The sequence below is a fragment of the Chryseobacterium sp. JJR-5R genome, from assembly GCF_034047335.1.
In the GTDB taxonomy this organism is placed as follows: Bacteria; Bacteroidota; Bacteroidia; order Flavobacteriales; family Weeksellaceae; genus Chryseobacterium.
The window spans coordinates 3,676,967-3,697,397 of record NZ_CP139137.1 but is presented as its reverse complement, the minus strand read 5'-3'; the positions used below and the strand labels follow the sequence as shown (position 1 = coordinate 3,697,397).

General features: G+C 40.2%; 17 protein-coding genes, 7 tRNA genes and 1 other RNA gene. 19 read left to right on the top strand and 6 right to left on the bottom strand.

Features of this window, described 5'->3' with window-relative positions; genetic code table 11:
• Window positions 1–67: 67 nt before the first annotated feature.
• The 4 genes from SD427_RS16320 to SD427_RS16305 form a co-directional block, all read right to left on the bottom strand.
• Window positions 68–367 carry a helix-turn-helix domain-containing protein gene (locus tag SD427_RS16320; RefSeq protein WP_320558844.1) on the bottom strand — a complete coding sequence of 100 codons (300 nt, stop codon included), beginning with the start codon at window positions 365–367 and terminating at the stop codon, window positions 68–70.
• Window positions 368–727: 360 nt separating this feature from the next.
• The gene (locus SD427_RS16315) at window positions 728–1,162 is read right to left on the bottom strand and encodes a hypothetical protein (protein WP_320558843.1); all 435 of its coding nucleotides are present in this window, start codon (window positions 1,160–1,162) and stop codon (window positions 728–730) included.
• Between the two features lie 480 nt (window positions 1,163–1,642).
• Complete coding sequence (locus SD427_RS16310; protein WP_320558842.1) at window positions 1,643–2,596, bottom strand: manganese catalase family protein; 954 nt, start codon at window positions 2,594–2,596, stop codon at window positions 1,643–1,645.
• Between the two features lie 234 nt (window positions 2,597–2,830).
• Window positions 2,831–3,949, bottom strand: coding sequence for a hypothetical protein (locus SD427_RS16305; RefSeq protein ID WP_320558841.1), 1,119 nt, complete (start codon window positions 3,947–3,949; stop codon window positions 2,831–2,833).
• A 325-nt stretch (window positions 3,950–4,274) separates the two neighbouring features.
• On the opposite strand from SD427_RS16305, the gene SD427_RS16300 reads away from it, so the two are divergent.
• The 4 genes from SD427_RS16300 to SD427_RS16290 all read left to right on the top strand — a co-directional run bounded on the left by SD427_RS16300 (window position 4,275) and on the right by SD427_RS16290 (window position 6,919).
• A complete protein-coding gene (locus SD427_RS16300; protein WP_320558840.1) occupies window positions 4,275–4,481 on the top strand; it encodes a bacteriocin-like protein in 207 nt (68 codons plus the stop codon).
• Window positions 4,482–4,530: 49 nt separating this feature from the next.
• A complete protein-coding gene (locus SD427_RS16295; protein ID WP_320558839.1) occupies window positions 4,531–5,307 on the top strand; it encodes a GLPGLI family protein in 777 nt (258 codons plus the stop codon).
• 690 nt (window positions 5,308–5,997) lie between these two features.
• Window positions 5,998–6,444, top strand: coding sequence for a YcxB family protein (locus SD427_RS19115; RefSeq protein ID WP_414017694.1), 447 nt, complete (start codon window positions 5,998–6,000; stop codon window positions 6,442–6,444).
• Between the two features lie 187 nt (window positions 6,445–6,631).
• Window positions 6,632–6,919, top strand: coding sequence for a hypothetical protein (locus SD427_RS16290; protein ID WP_320558838.1), 288 nt, complete (start codon window positions 6,632–6,634; stop codon window positions 6,917–6,919).
• A 285-nt stretch (window positions 6,920–7,204) separates the two neighbouring features.
• On the opposite strand, the gene SD427_RS16285 is transcribed toward SD427_RS16290, so the two are convergent.
• Both SD427_RS16285 and ssrA read right to left on the bottom strand, forming a co-directional pair.
• A complete protein-coding gene (locus SD427_RS16285) occupies window positions 7,205–7,705 on the bottom strand; it encodes a hypothetical protein (RefSeq protein ID WP_320558837.1) in 501 nt (166 codons plus the stop codon).
• 212 nt (window positions 7,706–7,917) lie between these two features.
• Window positions 7,918–8,319, bottom strand: a transfer-messenger RNA (tmRNA) gene (gene ssrA / locus SD427_RS16280).
• Window positions 8,320–8,709: 390 nt separating this feature from the next.
• On the opposite strand from ssrA, the gene rpsU reads away from it, so the two are divergent.
• From rpsU to SD427_RS16205, 15 genes are all read left to right on the top strand, one after another.
• On the top strand, window positions 8,710–8,907 hold the full coding sequence (gene rpsU / locus SD427_RS16275; protein ID WP_062162413.1) for a 30S ribosomal protein S21: 198 nt from the start codon (window positions 8,710–8,712) through the stop codon (window positions 8,905–8,907).
• 81 nt (window positions 8,908–8,988) lie between these two features.
• Window positions 8,989–9,876, top strand: coding sequence for a tyrosine-type recombinase/integrase (locus SD427_RS16270; protein ID WP_320558836.1), 888 nt, complete (start codon window positions 8,989–8,991; stop codon window positions 9,874–9,876).
• A complete protein-coding gene (locus tag SD427_RS16265) occupies window positions 9,873–10,163 on the top strand; it encodes an HPF/RaiA family ribosome-associated protein (RefSeq protein ID WP_320558835.1) in 291 nt (96 codons plus the stop codon). The genes SD427_RS16270 and SD427_RS16265 overlap by 4 nt, the downstream gene beginning before the upstream one ends.
• A gap of 105 nt (window positions 10,164–10,268) precedes the next feature.
• Window positions 10,269–10,342, top strand: a tRNA-Thr gene (locus SD427_RS16260).
• Between the two features lie 19 nt (window positions 10,343–10,361).
• A tRNA-Tyr gene (locus SD427_RS16255) sits at window positions 10,362–10,442 on the top strand.
• An 85-nt stretch (window positions 10,443–10,527) separates the two neighbouring features.
• Window positions 10,528–10,600, top strand: a tRNA-Gly gene (locus SD427_RS16250).
• 95 nt (window positions 10,601–10,695) lie between these two features.
• Window positions 10,696–10,769 (top strand) — tRNA-Thr (locus SD427_RS16245).
• Between the two features lie 20 nt (window positions 10,770–10,789).
• Window positions 10,790–10,870, top strand: a tRNA-Tyr gene (locus SD427_RS16240).
• A gap of 85 nt (window positions 10,871–10,955) precedes the next feature.
• Window positions 10,956–11,028 (top strand) — tRNA-Gly (locus tag SD427_RS16235).
• 41 nt (window positions 11,029–11,069) lie between these two features.
• Window positions 11,070–11,141: transfer RNA gene (locus tag SD427_RS16230), tRNA-Thr, on the top strand.
• A 1,319-nt stretch (window positions 11,142–12,460) separates the two neighbouring features.
• Window positions 12,461–13,141: a response regulator transcription factor gene (locus tag SD427_RS16225; RefSeq protein WP_320558834.1), complete on the top strand. Its 681-nt coding sequence runs from the start codon at window positions 12,461–12,463 to the stop codon at window positions 13,139–13,141.
• Between the two features lie 3 nt (window positions 13,142–13,144).
• Entirely contained in the window at window positions 13,145–14,509 is a 1,365-nt protein-coding gene (locus tag SD427_RS16220; protein ID WP_320558833.1) for an ATP-binding protein, read from the top strand.
• Window positions 14,510–14,928: 419 nt separating this feature from the next.
• Window positions 14,929–16,170, top strand: coding sequence for a TolC family protein (locus SD427_RS16215; protein WP_320558832.1), 1,242 nt, complete (start codon window positions 14,929–14,931; stop codon window positions 16,168–16,170).
• 2 nt (window positions 16,171–16,172) lie between these two features.
• Window positions 16,173–17,258 carry an efflux RND transporter periplasmic adaptor subunit gene (locus SD427_RS16210; RefSeq protein WP_320558831.1) on the top strand — a complete coding sequence of 362 codons (1,086 nt, stop codon included), beginning with the start codon at window positions 16,173–16,175 and terminating at the stop codon, window positions 17,256–17,258.
• A gap of 68 nt (window positions 17,259–17,326) precedes the next feature.
• Window positions 17,327–20,428 (top strand): CusA/CzcA family heavy metal efflux RND transporter, encoded by a 3,102-nt coding sequence (locus SD427_RS16205; protein ID WP_320558830.1) that lies wholly within the window; start codon window positions 17,327–17,329, stop codon window positions 20,426–20,428.
• The last annotated feature ends 3 nt before the right edge of the window (window positions 20,429–20,431 follow it).

Below are 20,431 nucleotides of genomic sequence, written 5' to 3'. Positions count from 1 at the left end.
CGGATTTGACTGTTGCCGGACCGTTCGATTACATCTCTTTCTCCAATGGCGAGATTGCTTTCCGGACTTATAATTCTTTTTCCAGAATGGAAACAATCTTATCGATAACATCCTGCTTTTTAGATTTAGTCTGATATTCAGCTTTGGGTTCAGAAACAATACTTTGTTGTTCATTGCTGAAAAGGGCGTAAAGGTCGATATCCGGATGCTTCTCAATATACCAGGCAAGGAAAGTAAGTGGTATGGCATTCTTCCCTGAAAAATAAAGCTGTATGGCCTGAGGCGTAACGCCGTAGGCATCTGCAATCTCTTTCATCGTCTCTCCTTTTCCCTTGCTGTACTCCCGGATCTTTTGGTAAATTTTCATTTTAATCAGTTTTGTTGTTATAAAAAAGTGAAAAACAATAAATAATTGTAAAATAATCAATTATTTATTGATTTTTGAATATGTAATTGTATTCTTTGATTTTAATTTCGTACAAATACCTACACAAAATTACGAAAAAAGGATTTAATAAATGAGTTTGGATGTACATCAGGCAAATCTAAATTACAGTAAAACTCCGGTAAAATATACCTTTTTACAGTATTTGAAGGATATTTTAGAATAAGCGCGGTTTTATAAACAACAATTGCCGCGGTACTTTGCAGAGCAGACAGGCATGAAGCTGGCTGGTACAAATACCGCGGCAATACATTGTTGAAACTTTTCAGTCAGTTCCTCAGATTACTCTGCACCTGACTTGCAGAATGCATCCCATGTAGTCCAGAAATGAGCGTTGATAGCGCCCGGAGCAGGGTTGGTGCTGTCTGCAACAATACCTACCATGGAAGCACAGTTGGAGTTGCAGCCAATCTGGTTTTTGCTTCCCTGCTGAGCTGGGATCTCGCGCCATGTTCCGGTAGAACCGCTTAACAGTTCTACTTTAATGTCAAAGATACCAGAAAGGTTCGGGGTCTGCAGCTGCTTAGTCGGGTTTTCACTGGAGATCGTGTCTTTCCAGTTTCCTTGTGAAAAAGCTACCCTCCATTGAGTAATCATTTTGGCCGTTTCGTTTTGCGGTGAAATATACACCCAGAACTGGGCGCCGCCGCCTAATTGGATTTGTCCCGAAGAATTTGCATTGTAGTTTGAGTTTGTGTTGGTGTCTGTCTGATCCATGGTATATGGTTTTATGGGTTATTTTGTAATTCAAAGTAACGCAGAAAAAGAGATCCGGCATAGCGTAGAAATAACCAATTCTGGTCTTAGGTATAAATACGATAGGCACGGCTTCAGAAATTAAGGACTATAAGATATTGCTAAATAGCATCATATGAACTATCCGGGAAAATACAATAAGGCTGACTTGGTTTTCATCCCTTTAATCATTATATGGTCCGTGATCTTCTTCAATTATGTATTAGGAAAGGCATAAAACGTACTTATCCCGGAAAATGATTGTAAGGCAAGCCTGTTTATTCTTCAACCAGGACAAATTTTAACATCAGCGGAAACTCAGTTTGATATGGGTGATCGCTATTACACGCGCTTGACAACTGTACATAAAATGCCCATAAAACACATGGGTTATATGGACATTTTTATCATATACATATTAAATCATAATATGCGTACTAAACAGAATAAATAAGGAAAAGGTTATTTCTTTTTGCTGCCTTTAACGGCAACGCTTTTCTTTACTTTTCCTCCCGATTCCTTAAACTCGGTAAACGCATCCGCTAACGCCTGCATCTCTTCATCCAGACCCGGAGCAAATTCTTCCGGACGTTCCGGTGCCTGTGGGATTGGGTAAGATTCACGGGGCTCTTTAAGCGTCGTAAGCTCTGTACCGTCATTAAAAGGTGAAGGGCCGCTGAAAATCTTTTCCATCATGGATCCGTCCATCCGGAAAGTGTACTGTTCCCTGTGAAGGCCTAAATCAAGTAATCTTTTTACTTCCGGGAACTGTGAAGAATCGAATTTCGGCACCGGCAGGGCTTTGGCCCAGTCTATACCGAGGGTTTCCAGCGCTTTTGCAAAAGCAGCCTGGTGAGCCTTGTCCCGGACAATAAGGAAGGCAACTGTGGCGCGCAGGGTCTTATTGCTGCTCATCTGGTAAATCCGGCACTTCTGGATCCTTCCGGTAGCTTCTACCACCAGGTTGTCCATCAGGTCGAGAACCAGGTTCCCATGGTTGTGCACATAACTGCCGCTCCACGGGTTTCCGGCAGCGTCTACCGGCAGCGCAGATTGGGCACCTACAATGTAATGATGCGGATTTTGCTGTTCCTTGGCCATCTCCAGGGCAACGCCTCCGCCTTTGCTGGGTGCTTCGTATTTGTCTCCCTGATACCTTGGCGAACCGTCCAGCAACTGGGAAATGGTTTTGGTAATGAGCTCTACGTGGGAGATTTCCTCAACACCTACGCCCTGGATCAGATCCAGGTACGGCGTAGCCTTGCCGCGGAAATTAAAACTCTGGAAAAGGTACTGCATCATCGTACGCATTTCCCCGAACTGGCCGCCCAGGCCTTCCTGTAAAGCATTGGCTGCTGACGGATCCGGTTCGTCCGGTACAATCGGGTTGATAAGATTTTGTGAATGGTAAAACATAACTTAATTTTTTAGGTGTTGGCTTTATAATCCCCTAACATTATGCCACGTACTGATAATGAGGTATGTATAAGGTACTGAATGGGAGTAATTTAATAAGAAGCTGAGATGAACTGTTCTGAGATATATAGATTGGTTATTTTTATTGTTCTACAGCAAATGAATGGAGAAGGAGACATTGAAAATGCAGAAATTACAGATATCATACACATGAAGTAAACAGATAGGTTTGTATTAATTTTCAGACCGGTCATTTAACAGAATTAAAAAATCCTTTATCAGTTCATCAAATACACAGAGGGTTTGTTCATCAAGATAAAACGCATTTTTATATAAGTTTTTTGATGGGTTCAGGAACTCAAAGAAATCAAACGGCAGCTTCCCGATGAGGTAACCCAGGTCTTTCACCTTGGGATCGGCATATTCACACAGTTTCCACAGGATGCGGATATCAATTTCATTGGGGCGGTACCGAAGGCGCATATAAATGAACACAGCACAGGCCCTGTAAAAGAATCCGCTTAACATCAATCCCAGCCCTTCATGGGAGTCAGATCCTGTCCGGGAGCGCAGTACTTTATATTGTTCGTATAGTGCGGTGCAATGCTGGCAGTAAATCTCTATGTCGGTGTACAGGTTTGTTTCCGGATGCCAATGGATTACGGACGGGAAATCTGCGGTATAGACTGCATTTTCCGGAGCCATTACTTTCCGGAAGAATGCCTGGGATTCCCAAAGATGCTCCTGTATCCATGATTTGGAGTGGGCAACCGGAACAATGGTAAACCTTCCTTCGGTCTGCTGCTGCGTCATCTGCATCATGTTAAAAAGATGGCCGTTACCGATGGTGTTGCTGATCAGGAGAAGGTACAGGACCCGGGTTTTATGCCCGACAGCATACACTTCTTCCTGATGAAAGAGGTAAATCTCTTCAATACGGAAATGGCGGGTCAGGAGGTCAATCACGGGCTGGTAAGGAAAGGCTTCTTTATTTTCAATCATCACCTTTAAAGGCGGCTCAGGATGTTTCACCGCTTTCTTCATTTCCCGGAAAGTCCTTTTTACGAGGTGATGCAGTTGTTGTGCTGTCCCGGCAATGGCTTCCTTAAACTCTGCCTTCAGGCGCAGGCCTTCTTCCTGTGCATCCGCTTCTTTGGCACTGAGGAGCGCATCAATGATAAAATAATCCGTCCGTGTTTTTTTCAGCATCAGGGTTCTGATTTCAGGCAGGAAACCTTCCAGTCTCAGGAATCGCTCGTTCAGCGTTTCTTTAAGGAAATGCCTGCCCAGGCAGAGGAGCTCCAGATGGAAAAGATAGTATTCGAAAAGGCTGGCGTAGAGGTGATAGGCCATTATTATATCGCTGTTGATTCCTCTAGGGATTAAGTGACGGTATTTGTCGCTAGTGCAGATCTGCCCAGCTGGTCATCGTCTCTGGTTAATGTTAATTATTATCGGTGCAGATCTGCTCAGGAGATAATGCAGACTATTTGGAGAGCTTGCTGCGGGTCTTTCAAGGAGATCAGCTGCCGTTTATAAGCCTATTGCAGAAAAAAAGAGAAAGAATTTTTTATATCATTTTAATTAAAAACATGTTACATAAAAATATTCGTTAAATATATCATTATACATGTGAATTAATTTATTATATTTATCACTTAATTTTAAATTATATATCATGAAAAATTTACAAAAACTTTCTAGAAAAGATTTATCAGTTATCCATGGAGGTGGAGATGAAACTTCAAAACAGTGTCATATGAATTACACTGGAACTCTTTGGGGTGAAGATATGGTAATTACGTCTGTCGGCGATGGACCTTGTCCTAAAACCGGTAGAGGATGTTATAGTTATACTCAAACTGGACCAAAATGTGAAAGATAAATAATAACAATAATAATAGCTAGAGTATAACTCTAGCTATTTTACTATTATGAAACAACGATATTTTTTCAAAGTAATATTCTTGATTTTCGCAAATTTTCTGAATGCACAAAATGCATTTAGATTTACTTATGAATATTCGTACTCACCAGATTCTACAAAAATTGAGAATAAAATTAAAGAAACCTATTTTTTAGATTTTATTAATAATAAATCCCTGTTTTATAATATTAAACATAAATCTAATGATACACTATTTATAAAAGACAATTATGTTTATTCAGATTTTGATTACAGGATATTAAAAAATACATCTGATGACGTTTTAATCGAGTATAATAATTTATCTGAATTTATTTATTCAATTGAAGGTAGAACAAATTTTCAATGGTCTATAAATAGTAGATTGGATAAAATTCTTAATTTCAATGCTCAACAGGCAGAATGTCATTTTGAAGGACGAAAATGGGAAGTTTGGTTTACTACAGATCTACCTTTTCAAGATGGGCCGTATAAATTTAATAAGCTTCCAGGCTTAATAATAAAAGCATCTGATATAACCGGTACACATATTTTTAATTTAATAGCAATAGAGCCTCTTCAAAAGGAATTAATTATTTTTCCACAAAAGTCCATTATTATTAGTGAAGTAAAGTATAGAAAATTATTAAGTGACTATAGAAATAATTCTCAAAAAGAATTGATGAATATAGAAATCACTTCTACTGAAGACGGTTTAAGTAATGAAGAATTCAAAAATAAAATGAAAGAATATTATAGGAGAAAAAATAAAAAAAATAACAATTTTATTAATTTAAAAAATTAGATATTTACACGATAGACTGTTTAGAGAGCTCCTGCCGGTTCCGCTGCCAATTATATTACTGCAGCTATAAATTGCCCTCGCTGGCGCGAGCGTCCCGCTCGTGCACATCAAGACAAATAAAAAATAAACTAATGAAGCAGGTCCGTATTGATCAGTCACTAGCAGAATGTTCGCGCCGGCAGATAAGCTGAATATAATAGCTGAAAGAATTCTAAAAAACAAAAAAGAGAAAATGTAACATTTTTCTCTTTTTGTGATTGGGGTTGGAGGGATTCGAATCCTCGTTCAAACACGCCATGCATAAGATTTCTACCTGCTTATCCTGCTGTTGGTTTTCGGCTGGAGGCAGAGCGCAGGCATCGAACTTCCAGCTTAACTTCTAAGTTTTCGATCCCGTTATGAAGCAAAACAAGATTATTCCTGCATTCCTATATCTCGGGAATTAACAGAACTAATAAAGCAGGTTCTTCTTATGGGTCATGAATGTTGCGCTTGCATCAGCAGGAAGTTATCAAAGTATGGTAACGGTTAATGTTAACTATAGAACTATCAATTATTAAAGTAGAGGTGAAGTCTTCAAATATTTGAAGTATTTTATAGCAGGAATGATTAATTTATTATTGATTAAAAAAATGATATAACCAAAAGTATTCATATATTTAAAGCTAACCCTTTTCAGGAAACGACAGAATGAAGTTAAAGGCAAAAGCAAAAGTGACTATCCGGCAATATTTAAAAATATTATTCAGTTTAACCTATTCAAAGCCCATAATGATATTCCTTATTTGTTTCGCATCGTTAATGGTGCTTTGGATTACGCTTTACCACTTACATATTTTGAATCTTCCGAAACCTGTAATTTATCAGTATATTACTTTACTCTTAATTTCGGTGATTCAGCCGGTCGTGATATTTACTACCATTCTAAGAAATTATTACTCAAGCAATCATTTAAGGGAAACGCTGGATATGGATTTGGCCGAAAACGAGATAAAAATCAGAGGCGAATCCTTCTACATGGAAATTCTCTGGCCGAAAATCTATAAGATCGTTGAAAAGAAAAATTGGTTTCTCATCTATCAAAACAATTTATCTGCGATTTTGATTCCTAAAAAAATCTATCGCCGGAGCAGATAAAGCAAATTCAGGAAATTTTGAGATCCGTAAAAACGATTAAATAACAAGGCTAATTACAATCTGTACACTACAGCTGCTAAAAAATCAGATTGTTTTTCAGTGAGTTGAGGCTTTATTTCCTATTATTAATAAAAACACACTGTTCGAAAAGAAATTAAGACAAGTGAAATTTTTAAAATTAATAATTATGATTGCAAAAGAAGAAGACTATAATAAAATTAAAAGCTATTTGGATAGAAATATTAAATATTCAAGTATTGATACTATTAACGAAATTGCATTTACTTCAAAAGATGAAATGAATTACCCTATTTCTCATGGAAAATATGAAGGACAAAAAATAGATTACTATGCCATTTCTTATGGAGAAATTTGGGGAATAGAAGAAAGAAGTATGGCCGTTTTAATTCATGCAGAAACAGGAGAATTGTTATATATTATTACACCTCATGGCTATTTAGATATTAAAGAGTAATAATCTAATTTGAGTAAATTGTAAGCAGTGAAAGCATATAAAAATAATGAACAAAAATCCTAAAAACAAAAAAGAGAAAACACAACGTTTTCTCTTTTTGATATCAGTGGATACGTTTAAATTTAAACTTTGCTACCGCTAATGCTATCACCGATTGGTTTATTTAAAACTCTCAGTATAACAACTTTTATTATAATATTATGATTTTGGATCTTATCATATTTATGACTAAAAATAACGTATCATACTACTCTAATTTTTATTAGAACCCAATTGTTATGCAAATTAAAATCCAGATTTCCATAGCAGATTATTTATTTCTAACTCACTTAGATCAAAATCATCAGGATGCAGAATAAATCCATTTTGTTTTTTCAATTTTTCAATTGCCTTTTCAGCTTTTTCTTCTGAAGAAAAAACACCTATAAATCTTTCATCATCTAAATACCTATCAATAGTATAGTTATGACTAACGCTAAAAACTGATTCTAAACCTAAATTTTTTATAGATAAATAAGTTTCATCTATTAAATTATCTCCCTCCAAAAGATAATCTCTTCCAATTTCTCCTATAATATTTTCAAATCCATTTTTCCAATATACTTTATCCAAAATGTATTTATTAATGATAAAACTATTAGGATATCTATTAAATCCCGACAATTTTAATGCTTCCTGCTTTATTTTCTCAAGCCCTTCTATACCATCACAGAATCCTAAAAGCTTAGTACTAGTACTAAGCTCATCCGTATAAGTATGATCAATTGCGTAAACAAAATATTTCATAATAATATTTTTTAGGTTTTGGTTTTTCAAATTCTCTATTTCCCTTGCTGGCACGAGCGTCCCGCTCGCGAACATCAAGGAAACTAATAAAGCAGATCCGTCTTAATGAATCATGAGCAAAATGCCCGTGCCAACAGATAAGCTGGATATAACAGATAAAAGAATTCTAAAAACAAAAAAGAGAAAACAAAACGTTTTCTCTTTTTTTTGATCAGTGGAGTTGGAGGGATTCGAACCCTCGTCCAAACAAGCAATACATAAGATTTCTACATGCTTAGCCTGCTGTTGGTTTTCGACTGGAGGCAGAGAGCAGACGCTCAACTTCCAGCTTATCTTCTGAGATTTTCGATCCCGTTGCGAAGCAAAACGGGACTTATTCCTGCATTCCTATATCCCGGAATCAAACGCCGCAGAACGGGGCATTTGCGGGACATCTTGCTTCCCTACTGAAATCTTCGGGAAAACGCTTGATCTACTATACTTCGATATTAAGCTGCAAGAGCGAACTCTTCGTTGCCAGTTAAAATTTTGTAGCAAGGGATTTAAGAGATCGCGCTACGGTTCTCTGCATGCTTACTTACCCATTGACCTTGCTGTCGAAACCAGTCAACCCCATGAATTAAGTGAAAACAAAGATACGGATTTTGTTTGAATATCCTTGCTATCATTGTGCACTTTTAAATAAACCGCTTCATGGCAATGGATTTATGCAGTCTGGATCAGGATAATTTTTTATCTGTATCCCAATTTAATTGTTGGAAAAAAACACTGAAGATGCCAGGTGCCTGTATTCCTCACAATGCAGGGCCGTTACCGGCAGCAGGTGCGGATGTGTATTGCTGACGGGTTTATTATTATTGATAGCTGCCGATAACCTATATTCAGGTTGGGGTATTTTAAAATATTCCTGTTCCTAAGCGAAGACTGAAATCATTTTTATGCAATAAATATTTGTGTTTTAAGTAAAAATGTGTATTTTTGCCATCCAAAATGAGATGTAAAGTATGTTAATAATTCCAGTAAAAGATGGTGAATCCATCGACAGAGCATTAAAAAAATACAAAAGAAAATTTGATAAAACGGGAACGGTTCGTCAGTTAAGATCCAGACAAGCGTTTATTAAGCCTTCTGTAACGTTGAGACAAGCCAGACTAAAGGCAGCTCACAAGCAAAGAAACCTGAGCAAGGAAGAGCAGGCTTAAGAATTTTCTTAACCCACATATAAATTCACTCTTTAAATAGTTATATTTGAAGAGTGAATTTTTGTTTTCATACCCTTCATTATGGTTGATAAATTTTTAGAATACCTGCAGTTCGAGAAGCGGTGCTCACCCCATACCGTAACCAGCTATAAAAAAGACCTGGAAGACTTTGCGCAGTTCTGCCTGAAGACGGAAGCTACGGCAGACATCTCCAAAGCCGACAAAAAAGTCATCCGCAATTTCATCGTAGACCTCAGCGAAAACAATATAGCAAAACGGAGCATCAACAGGAAGCTGTCCTCGCTCCGCAGCTTTTACCTGTTCCTGCTGAAAATAGGGGAGATCCGTGTTTCCCCGGCCGATGCCATCCAGTCCCTTAAGTTTTATGCCGAAAAGCAGATCCCGATGTCTGAAGAGGAGATGCAGCGGTTAAGCGATTCCGTATTCAGCCAGGTGACCGATGTGCTGGAAAAATGCATCATGGAAGTACTTTACCAGACCGGGATCCGTAAGGCAGAGCTTTGTGGTATGATGTTTGGAAGTGTTAATTTAAGCGAAAACGAACTGAAAATAACAGGGAAGGGCAATAAACAGAGGATTATACCCATCGCTGCTGATTTATCTGGCCTGCTAAGAGAATATACCGGAATAAGGAAGCCGGAGCCGGAACATGAAGCGTTCTTCTTTGTGAACAAAAAAGGTAAAAAACTCACCGAAAAATTTGTTTACCTGGTCGTGAATAAGTATCTTAGTATGGTTACGACAAAGGAAAAAAGAAGCCCCCACATCCTCAGGCACAGTTTTGCAACGCATGTCCTGGATAACGGGGCGGAGATCTCCAAGGTAAAGAAAATATTAGGGCATTCCAGCCTGGCGAGTACCCAGGTGTATACCAATGCCAATATAGAACAATTGAAAAAAGTATTTAATCAGGCCCATCCAAGGGCCTCAAAAAATGAAGAGTTATGAAGATCACAGTACAGTCAATTGGTTTAACTCCACACGAACCACTAGAATCGCACATTGAGAAAAAAGTAAGCAAGCTGGAAACGTTTTATGACAAAATCCAGGACTGCAAAGTGTTCCTTAAAGTAGAAAATAATACAGACCGGAACAACAAGACTACCGAGATTATCCTGGTGGTTCCCGGTGAAGATATTGTGGTGAAAAAGACCTCTGCTACTTTTGAAGAAAGTTTGGACCTTTGTGTTGATACCGCTAAAAAGCTATTAATCAAGAAAAAAGAATTGGCTTAATAAAAAAAGCCAAAAAAGTTAATAAAAAATTTGAGAATTCAAAAAATCCGTTCTATATTTGCACTCGCAAAAAGGAACCGCGATCTTTTGAATTCTTTTTTATTTGCCTCCATAGCTCAGCTGGCCAGAGCACGTGATTTGTAATCTCGGGGTCGTGGGTTCGAATCCCTCTGGAGGCTCATTTAATATAAAATATCTGGGGAGATTCCAGAGTGGCTAAATGGGACTGACTGTAACTCAGTTGCTTCGGCTTCGTAGGTTCGAATCCTGCTCTCCCCACATTTTATATTAGATAAAAAGTTGCATGGCTAAAGGATTTTTCTTAAGTTTGCACAGCGTTACCAATAATTTTGGAAACAAAATTGCGGAAGTAGCTCAGTTGGTAGAGCGTCAGCCTTCCAAGCTGAATGTCGCGGGTTCGACCCCCGTCTTCCGCTCAGATAATCACACTTTAACAGGGTGTTTTTTTTACTACTGAAATGGTGTAGAGTAGATTTTCTCACAGCATCCAGTCGGTTATAATTATTAAAATGCCTCCATAGCTCAGCTGGCCAGAGCACGTGATTTGTAATCTCGGGGTCGTGGGTTCGAATCCCTCTGGAGGCTCATTTTAATATAAAATATCTGGGGAGATTCCAGAGTGGCTAAATGGGACTGACTGTAACTCAGTTGCTTCGGCTTCGTAGGTTCGAATCCTGCTCTCCCCACATTTTATATTAGATAAAAAGTTGCAAGGCTAAAGGATTTTTCTTAAATTTGCACAGCGTTACCAATAATTTTGGAAACAAAATTGCGGAAGTAGCTCAGTTGGTAGAGCGTCAGCCTTCCAAGCTGAATGTCGCGGGTTCGACCCCCGTCTTCCGCTCAGAAAAAATCATACTGCACGGTGTGATTTTTTTGCTTGATGCCGACTTAGCTCAGCGGTAGAGTGCTTCCTTGGTAAGGAAGAGGTCACGGGTTCAAGTCCCGTAGTTGGCTCTCAGTATCATCCCGAAATTCTTCGGGATTTTTTTTTGCCTTGAATTTAAATTTTTCCGCTCTTTTTGGGCTATTATTTTTTATGAACCTGTCCCGGATAATTATTTTATAATATTGAAGTTCCGTCAACCGGTTGTGCATTATTTAAACCTTCAGTACTCGGCAGCTTTTAGGTCTTGCTGTTTCATTTTATATGAAATAAAAACCCTCCGGTACAGAGGGATCTGATGTAAGTTCAAAAATGAAGATCGTTAATCAATATAAATATACTATCCTTAAAATACCTGTATCATAAATCGCGAAATATTTACATTTCGTTACGGATCTGCTTATCAATTGTAATATCATAATTAATATGCCTGTTTAAAAAGGCAATAATTTGTATATTGCGTAATAATAACTAAAATATCAGATACCATGTTATCAATATCTTATCAGCATATCATAATAGCTTGCCTGGCAATTATTCCCTTCTTTTTTGCAGCCGTTTATGGCCTGTACCGTCTCATAAAATATTCAGTTAAAAAAGGAGTTCAGGAATCCCGTGAGAAGTAATGGATATGAACCATAGCTCAACCAGATAAAATCCAGAACAAGGTTACACTATTTAGTCAGGTTTTATTCATTCCACCCAGTTATTTCGATACAGCAGCACCTTAAAAGATACTTGCTGCAGTTCTCAAAATATTACTTTGTCTGAGCAGTATGGTTTTTCTTTTCTGAAAAATAAATGATAGGGCCGAAGAGCGGTAATCCGAACTGCAGCCAGATATAATTGTTCTTTTGCCGTTTGTTTAAACTTTTGTTTTTCACAATGTCTCTTATCGTATAGATATTCAATATGATGAATACCAAAAATGCGATAAGTAAGATGACAGGATTTTCCATGAGTATCATATGAGTAGTTTTTAGGTTATCGACGATATGACTGCACAGGCTACAGCAGTAGAAGCTCCGCATGATCCCCATCAAGGTGATGTATTAAAAATAATAGCAATGCTGATTTACTGATTTAATCAGTAAGCAGGAACTTTTCCTAAGCTCAGGTTAAATATTTCTTTTATTTTTTGCAATCTTCCTTTCTTTCTGAATCTCCCTGTTGCATCAGTTTCTATACTGTAAATTTGATCTCTTTTTTTCTTAAAAGATTACGGGAATCCCTTATGCGATGAAATTTTTATTTTGAACAATGGTGGTGTAAAATTGTGTATTTTCAGCCGGAGCAGATTAACTTAAAATTTAATTAAAGTACAGGTATCATCTTTCCGTTTCTTTCGTTCCGTAAAAATTTTCTTTACATTCGTATAAAATAAATATTGATGAATATCCTTTTACTGGAAGACGACCTGATCCTGTCGGCGGAACTCTGCAAATTTTTAGAATCCAATCATTTTACGTGTGATAAAATCTATGACGGGGAAACCTTTCTGCGCCAGATCAAGAACAATACCTATGATTTTTACCTTCTGGACATCAATGTTCCCAAGATCAACGGGCTGGATGTCTGCCAGACCATCCGTTCTTTCGATAAAAATACCCCGATTATTATCATTTCGGCCTACGGAGACCTTTCGGATAAAAAAGATGCCTTCACCAGGCTTGCCGATGATTACCTGGTAAAGCCTTTTCAGTTTGAAGAGCTTTTGCTGCGCATGAATTCCCTGCTGCGGAGGAAAGCCCCTTCGGAAAACAATGACCAGGAGATCATCCGGGTCGATGATCTGATCATCAATAAGACCGAACAGAAAGTGTACCGCGGCGGAAATGAAATCACACTGACACTAAAAGAATTCCAACTGCTGGTATACCTTGCGGAAGCGCAGGGGAGGACGGTTTCCAAGCAGCAGATCACCGAGCATGTCTGGGAGCATAATTTCAATACCAACACCAATACCGTAGAAGTATACATTAACTTTCTGAGGAAAAAAGTGGACAAGGATTTTAAAGTGAAGCTCATTCATACCCGCTCCGGATTCGGATATTATTTAAGCCCGTTATAGAAGATGTCTTTAAAAAGAAAGATCGCGCTCAATCTCAGTATTGCCTTTTCACTGCTTTTCGGTATTGTAATGGTTGTCATTTATATGTCCTTTAATGATTTCAGGAGGGATGAATTTAAGGAACGCTTCAGGCAGCGGCTGGAGTTTACGTCCCATTTTATTGCCAAGTCGAAAGATTTTGAAGAAGAAGCACCTGTATTTTTCAATGAAAATTCAGACAATATCCTGCTTAACGAAACGATCCTGATTTTCAACGGCCGGAAAGAGTTGATTTACAGCACTATCAAAGACCGGAATGTAACCTGGGACAATGCCCTGCTGAAGGAGCTTGACGGTAAGAAAGTTATTTACTCCGAAAAGACAGTCCCCGAAATTTATGCCGCCTTCCGAAAGATTAACGGGGAAAATTACTATATCCTGACCAGTGCATTCGATACCAACGGGAAATCTAAACTGGAGTACCTGAAATACCTGTTGGTGACTGCCTATGTGATGAGCACGCTGCTGATCGGATTTTTCAGCTATTATTTCATGGGGCAGTTCCTTCGTCCGCTGGAAGAACTGAATCAGGAAATTTCAGAAGTAACGGCGCACAGGCTCACCACGCAGATCCCGGTCCGGCAGTCGAATGACGAAATCAATGTTCTTGCCCAGTCGTTCAACACGATGATTGCAAGGCTGGACGACGTCTTCCAGTCACAGCGGGATTTTACCGCAAGTGCCTCACATGAAATCAGGACGCCGATTACCCGGATGGCTTTCCAGCTGGAAAACCTGATTAAATTCGGGCAGCATGCCCCGGAAACCCTGTCTTCTTTAAAACAGATTCAGAAAGATGTATACCAGCTTTCCGACCTCACCAATTCTCTGTTGCTGTTAACAAAATTCGATAAGGAAAATATCCAGAGTATTTATGAAGAAGTAAGAATTGACGAAGTGATTTTTGAATCTTTTGAAGCCGTTGAAAAGAGTTACCCCAACCTTAAAATGGATTTCCTGATTTCCGAAAATACTTCTGAAAATGCACTGCTTACCCTTAAAGGCATCCAGTCTCTGCTCGGTATTGTATTCATCAACCTGTTTAAAAATGCGGCCGTATATTCCGAAAATACAGAAGTGGACGTACTGATTACCGAAACGGATGAACAGCTTATCGTTGATGTCATGTCCCGCGGGGCTACTATTTCAGAAGAAGAGCAGCCCCGGTTGTTTGAAGCCTTCCAACGAGGGATAAATTCACAGAATATTTCCGGGTCCGGCCTCGGTCTCCGGATTGTCAAGAGGATTTTGGAATACCATGGTGCCGGGATCAGCTATACTTCCCCGGCAGACCTGTTGAATAAATTCAGTGTCGTTTTTAATAAGTAAATGTAAATGTATTCAGAATCAATATTCTCTATCCATTTTAAAATCCCTAAGAGCCTGTTTAAATTTAATTGAAAGTGTAATCTCTCGCAGATCAATGTGATTGCACAGATCCGGATACCCATAAAAAAAACCTGCTGAATTTGCTACAAAAATGTAAAGCTATAATTCTTCAAAAGGCTCCGGGATTTTCATAGATATTGTATGGTTATCATTGTTTGATTATCCATTATGATACTGTATGGATATAAAAAATCTGTACAAATCATTTTTAAGATCACTATAAAAACACCTTAAAATCAATGGTTTACAAATATTCAGGTTCTTTTTCAAAATCCACTTAAGCCTAATTTAATTTTTTTTTAAGCATTCTTTAAGAGCATTTTAATCCTGTAAGGGCATTTTTGTAGCAAATCAGAAAAATGAACAAAATTGCAGGGCTGTTTATTGTCATGTCATCATTTATCACGGCACAACAGCGGATGTCTCTCTCGGAATGCGAGGAAGCTTTCCTGAAGAACAATTTCCAGCTGCTTGCTGAACGATATAACATCAATATGGCGGATGCCGATATCCTGCAGGCTAAGATCTGGGAACTTCCGCAGGCCAGCGGGTACATCAATGCCTACAACCCGCAAGATAGAAAAGCATTTGACATAGGCCAGGCAAAAGGAGCGGAAATTACCCAGCTGATCTACATGGGCGGCAAAAAGAAAAACGAGATTGCTTTTGCAAAATCGAATAAGGAACTGGCGCAGCTCCAGTTTTCACAGCTTCTGGCAGATCTTAAAACACAGCTTCATGCCGGCTATTACCATCTCTACTACGAAAACCTGAAGCTGGACCATACCAACAGGCAGCTAGATTATATGAATGATCTTCTGTCGGCTTATAAAGTACAGTCTGCGAAAGGTAATGTTTCCCTCAAAGAAGAAGTAAGGCTGCAGAGCATGGTCATCCAGCTGAATAATGACAAAACCGAAATCAGCAAAAACATCCTTGAATTTGAACAGGGCCTTAAAGTTTTAACCGGCATTACGGAAGGCATCCAGCCGTATTTTTCCGAAGCTGAAGTTAAAGATATGCTTGCTGCACAGCCTTTCGGAGACGAAACGGAGCTTCAGAAAAAAGCCCTGGAAAATAATGCGGATTATCAGTACTACTTAAAGCTGATCGATAACAGTAAGCTCTATGCCCAATGGCAGAAATCCCTGAATGTGCCCGACCTGAATGTCGGGGCAGGGTGGGACCAGAACAGCGGGACTTTCAAAAATGAAGTCAACCTGATGGTAGGGATCCCGCTGCCTTTGTGGAAATCCAATAAAGGAAATATTGAAAAAGCCGGTTTTGCCATCCGGCAGAGCCAGAAAAGCGCAGATTTCCGGAAACTGGATCTTGAAACCCGCGTGCAGGCCGTTTACAGAACCTGGAAAGTGCAGCATGAACAGCTGTCCAGGATCACGTCTGCCGACCTTGAAAATATGGAACAGGTCTATAACGGAATGCTGAACAATTTCAGGAAAGGCAACATCAGCCTGATTGAATTTGCAGATTTTATGGACAGCTACAGAGAAACGGCATTGCAGATCTATGATATGAAAAACGGGATCATGCAGTCGGCGGAACAATTGAATCAACTCGTACAAACAAAAATCTTCTATTAGTTATGAAAAAATATATAATTCCTGTACTCATTACTTTGTCTGTTTTATCCTGTTCCAAAAAAGAGGAAGATATAAAACCACAGGCCAAAAAAGGTTTTGAGCTCAGCAATACTATGCTTAAGTCTATTGACCTGGCAAAAGTCGAGAAAAAGAATATAGAAGATGAGTACAGTTTTTACGGAAAGATTTCAGCGGATAAAAACAGCTATATCGATGTGTATCCGCTGGTGGGGGGGAATGTCCTGAGCGTTAATGTGGAACTTGGGGACCATGTGAGAAAAGGGCAGGTGCTGGCAACGATCAGGAGTACGGAATTAGCTGAACTGCAGAAAGATGTAAGCGATGCAAAAACCGACCTTCTGGTAGCGCAGAACAACCTTCGTGTGGCCAAAGAAATGTATGAAGGAAAACTGAATACCGAAAGGGATGTACTGGAAGCCAGGAGCCAGGTGCAGAAAGCACAGGACCAGATGCAGCGGGCAGGTGCGGTAAGCACCGTCTATAATGTGAAAAAAGGGAATATTTACAGTGTGATTGCACCGATCAGCGGCTACATTGTTCAGAAAAATATTAATAAAGACATGCAGCTGCGGAATGACAGGAGCGAAAATATCTTTGATGTGGCCAATACCACCAATGTGTGGGCGATCATGAATGTAAACGAATCCGATATTGATAAAATCAGCCTTGGAATGAGGGCACAGGTATCCACGCTATCTTACCCGGATAAGGTTTTTGACGGGAAAATTGATAAAATCTTTAAGATTATCGATCCCGAAACCAATGCCATGCAGGCCAGGGTAGTGCTGGATAACCGGAACGGCCTGCTGATCCCGGACAGCAAGGCTACCATTAAAGTAACCCGTTCGGAAAATACCACGGCACTGGCCGTTCCGTCAAAAGCCGTGATCTTTGATGATAACAGGAGCTTCGTAATAACCTATAAATCCCGGACGGATATCAAAGTAAAAGAAATAAAAGTACTGAAACAGGCCGGCGATATTACCTATGTTTCCGAAGGCCTGTCTGAAGGAGAGGAAATCATTACCAACAACCAGCTGCTGATCTACCGTTCATTGAACAGCTAAAATTAATTTTAAACTATCAAACATTCAGGTATTAGTCTTATATCTGATGTCTAACGTCTGATTCTACAATGAATAAATTCATAAAAAAAATCATTGCTTTTTCATTAAAAAACAAGGCCTTTACTTTTATCTGGGTAGCCGTGTTAGCGGTTGCAGGGTGCATAAGCTTCAAAAATATGCCTATTGAGGCCTTTCCCGATGTCACCAATACCCAGATTGTTATTATTACCCAATGGAACGGGCGGAGCGCGGAAGAAGTAGAGCGTTTTGTCACCACGCCCGTCGAGTTGGCCATGAGTCCGGTTCAGAAGAAAACCAGTGTGAGGAGCACGACGATGTTCGGGCTTTCCATTGTGAAAATTCTTTTTGACGATGGGGTGGATGATACGTTTGCCAGAAATCAGGTCAATAACCAGTTACGAACCATTAGCCTTCCTGATGAGGTAGACCCTGAAGTACAGCCACCCTACGGACCTACGGGTGAGATTTTCCGGTACACCTTACAAAGCAAAACCAAAGACTCCCGTGATTTACTGACATTGCAGAACTGGGTTATCGACCGTGCTTTAAGAGGCGTTCCCGGGGTTGCGGATATCAATGTCTTCGGAGGCCGCGACAAAGTGTTTGAATTAAGCATTGACCCGCGCGCTTTGGATAAATATAACCTTACACCGCTTCAGGTATATGAAGCCGTAACGAAAAGCAATCTGAACGTCGGCGGAGATGTGATCGAAAAGAACGGGCAGGCCTATGTGGTAAGGGGAATCGGACTGGTAAAATCAGTTTCGGATATCGGGAATATCACGATACAGAATGACAGCGGAAACCCTGTGCTGGTTAAGAGTGTGGCACAAGTTCATGAAAGCTCGATGCCCAGGGTAGGACAGGCCGGGCTGAACGGCCGGGAAGATACGGTAGAAGGGATCGTGGTGATGAGAAAAGGCGAAAATCCCCGGGAGGTGCTGGTGGGTGTAAAAGCTAAGATCAAAGAACTCAATGAAAAAATACTTCCGAAAGATGTTAAAATGGTAACCTTCTATGACCGTGATAACCTGATGGATTTTACCACGGAAACCGTAATGCATAACCTGTTTGAAGGGATCATCCTGGTAACCGTAATCGTGTTGATTTTCATGGCCGACTGGCGGACGACCCTGATCGTCTCCATCATCATCCCGCTGTCCTTACTATTTGCCTTTTTATGTTTGAAAATGGCAGGGATGAGCGCCAATTTGCTTTCTCTGGGCGCGGTGGATTTTGGGATTATCATCGACGGAGCCGTCGTCATGGTCGAAGGCCTTTTTGTAATGCTCGACCATAAAGCAGTTAAATACGGACAGGAAAAATTCAATAAAATGGCAAAAGCCGGCTGGATCAAAAAGACAGGGACCGGCCTGGGGAAAGCCATCTTCTTTTCCAAGCTGATCATCATTACTTCATTGGTCCCGATCTTCTCATTCCAGAAAGTAGAGGGCAAGATGTTCTCGCCGCTGGCGTTTACCCTGGGGTTTGCATTGATAGGTGCGCTGATTTTTACGTTGACTTTAGTACCTGTCCTTTCACATATCCTTTTAAATAAAAACGTAAAGGAAAAAAACAATCCCTTTGTAAACTTCTGGGACAAAATGGTCTTAAAAGGCTTCGGTTATACTTTCAGGCATAAAAAAATGAGCCTGATTATTGCCGTTTCATTTATGGTGGTGACTTTGGTTTCAGGTAAATTCTTAGGGACGGAGTTCCTGCCGCAGCTGAATGAAGGTTCGCTCTGGATTACTGCAGAAATGCCGATGAGTTCCTCTTTAAAGGAATCCCTGAAAACCGCAGATCTCTTAAAGAAAGACATCATGAGCTTCCCTGAAGTAACCGATGTACTGGCGCAGACCGGAAGAAGCAACGACGGAACCGACCCGAACGGTTTCGGGTTTGTACAGTTTGCAGTGAACCTCCAGCCTAAAGAAGACTGGAAACGGAAGATCACGTATGATGAACTGATCGAAGGGATTGATAAAAAGCTGAGGGCATATCAGGGGATCACATTTAATTATTCCCAACCGATTTCCGACAACGTAGCCGAAGCTGTGGCCGGTTTTAAAGCGGAAAACGGGATTAAAATATACGGTGATAATTTGCAGATCCTGGACAGGCTGGCTGAAGCAGTGATGAAACAGGTAAAAGGCATCAGGGGCGTAAAAGATGCCGGAATCATTAAAAATATCGGGCAGCCGGAAGTAAGCGTGGTGCTCGACCGGGATAAAATGGCAGCGTACGGGGTGATGCCGGATGATGCACAGTCGGTCCTGGAAATGGCATTCGGAGGAAAAACTGCTTCGGAGATGTTTGACGGGGAGAGGAAGTTCCCGATCCGCCTCCGCTATGCGCAGGACTACAGAAAAGATGAAAATGATATTGCCGCCTTAATGGTCCCTACACAGGATGGTGCAAAAATACCCTTAAAAGAAATCAGTACCATTGAAAAAGACAACGGAGCCGCATTTATTTACCGGGATGATATCAAAAGGTATATCGGGGTAAAGTTCTCGATCCGTGACCGTGATCTGGGGGGAACAATTGCAGATGCCCAGCAGTCAGTGGCTAAAATTGACCTTCCCGACGGGTATTCCGTAGGCTGGACCGGCCAGTTTGAAAACCAGCAGAGGGCTTCCAAAAGGCTGGCTGAGGTAGTTCCGGTCAGTATGTTGGGAATTTTTTTCCTTTTATTTATCCTTTTCGGGAACATGAAAGATGCGCTTCTGGTATTGGCCAATGTGCCGTTTGCACTGATCGGGGGGATCATTGCCCTGCATCTCACCGGGCTTAATTTCGGGATTTCAGCCGGTGTGGGAATGATCGCGCTTCTCGGGATCTGTATCCAGAACGGGGTAATCCTGATCACGGAATTCCATCAGAATGTCCGGGATGGGGCAGCTCTGGAAGAAGCTGTTTTCAATGGGGTGAAATCAAGAACACGGCCTGTTATCATGACGGCTTTAATGGCTTCTATCGGGCTGTTACCGGCCGCATTATCAACAGGCATCGGATCAGAATCGCAGAAGCCGCTGGCCATTGTTATTATCGGCGGGCTGGTTACCGCCACTGTGCTGACCCTGCTGATCTTCCCGGTTATCTTCTGGATTTTTAACCGGACAAAAAAATCGCAGCAGATCTCATAATTC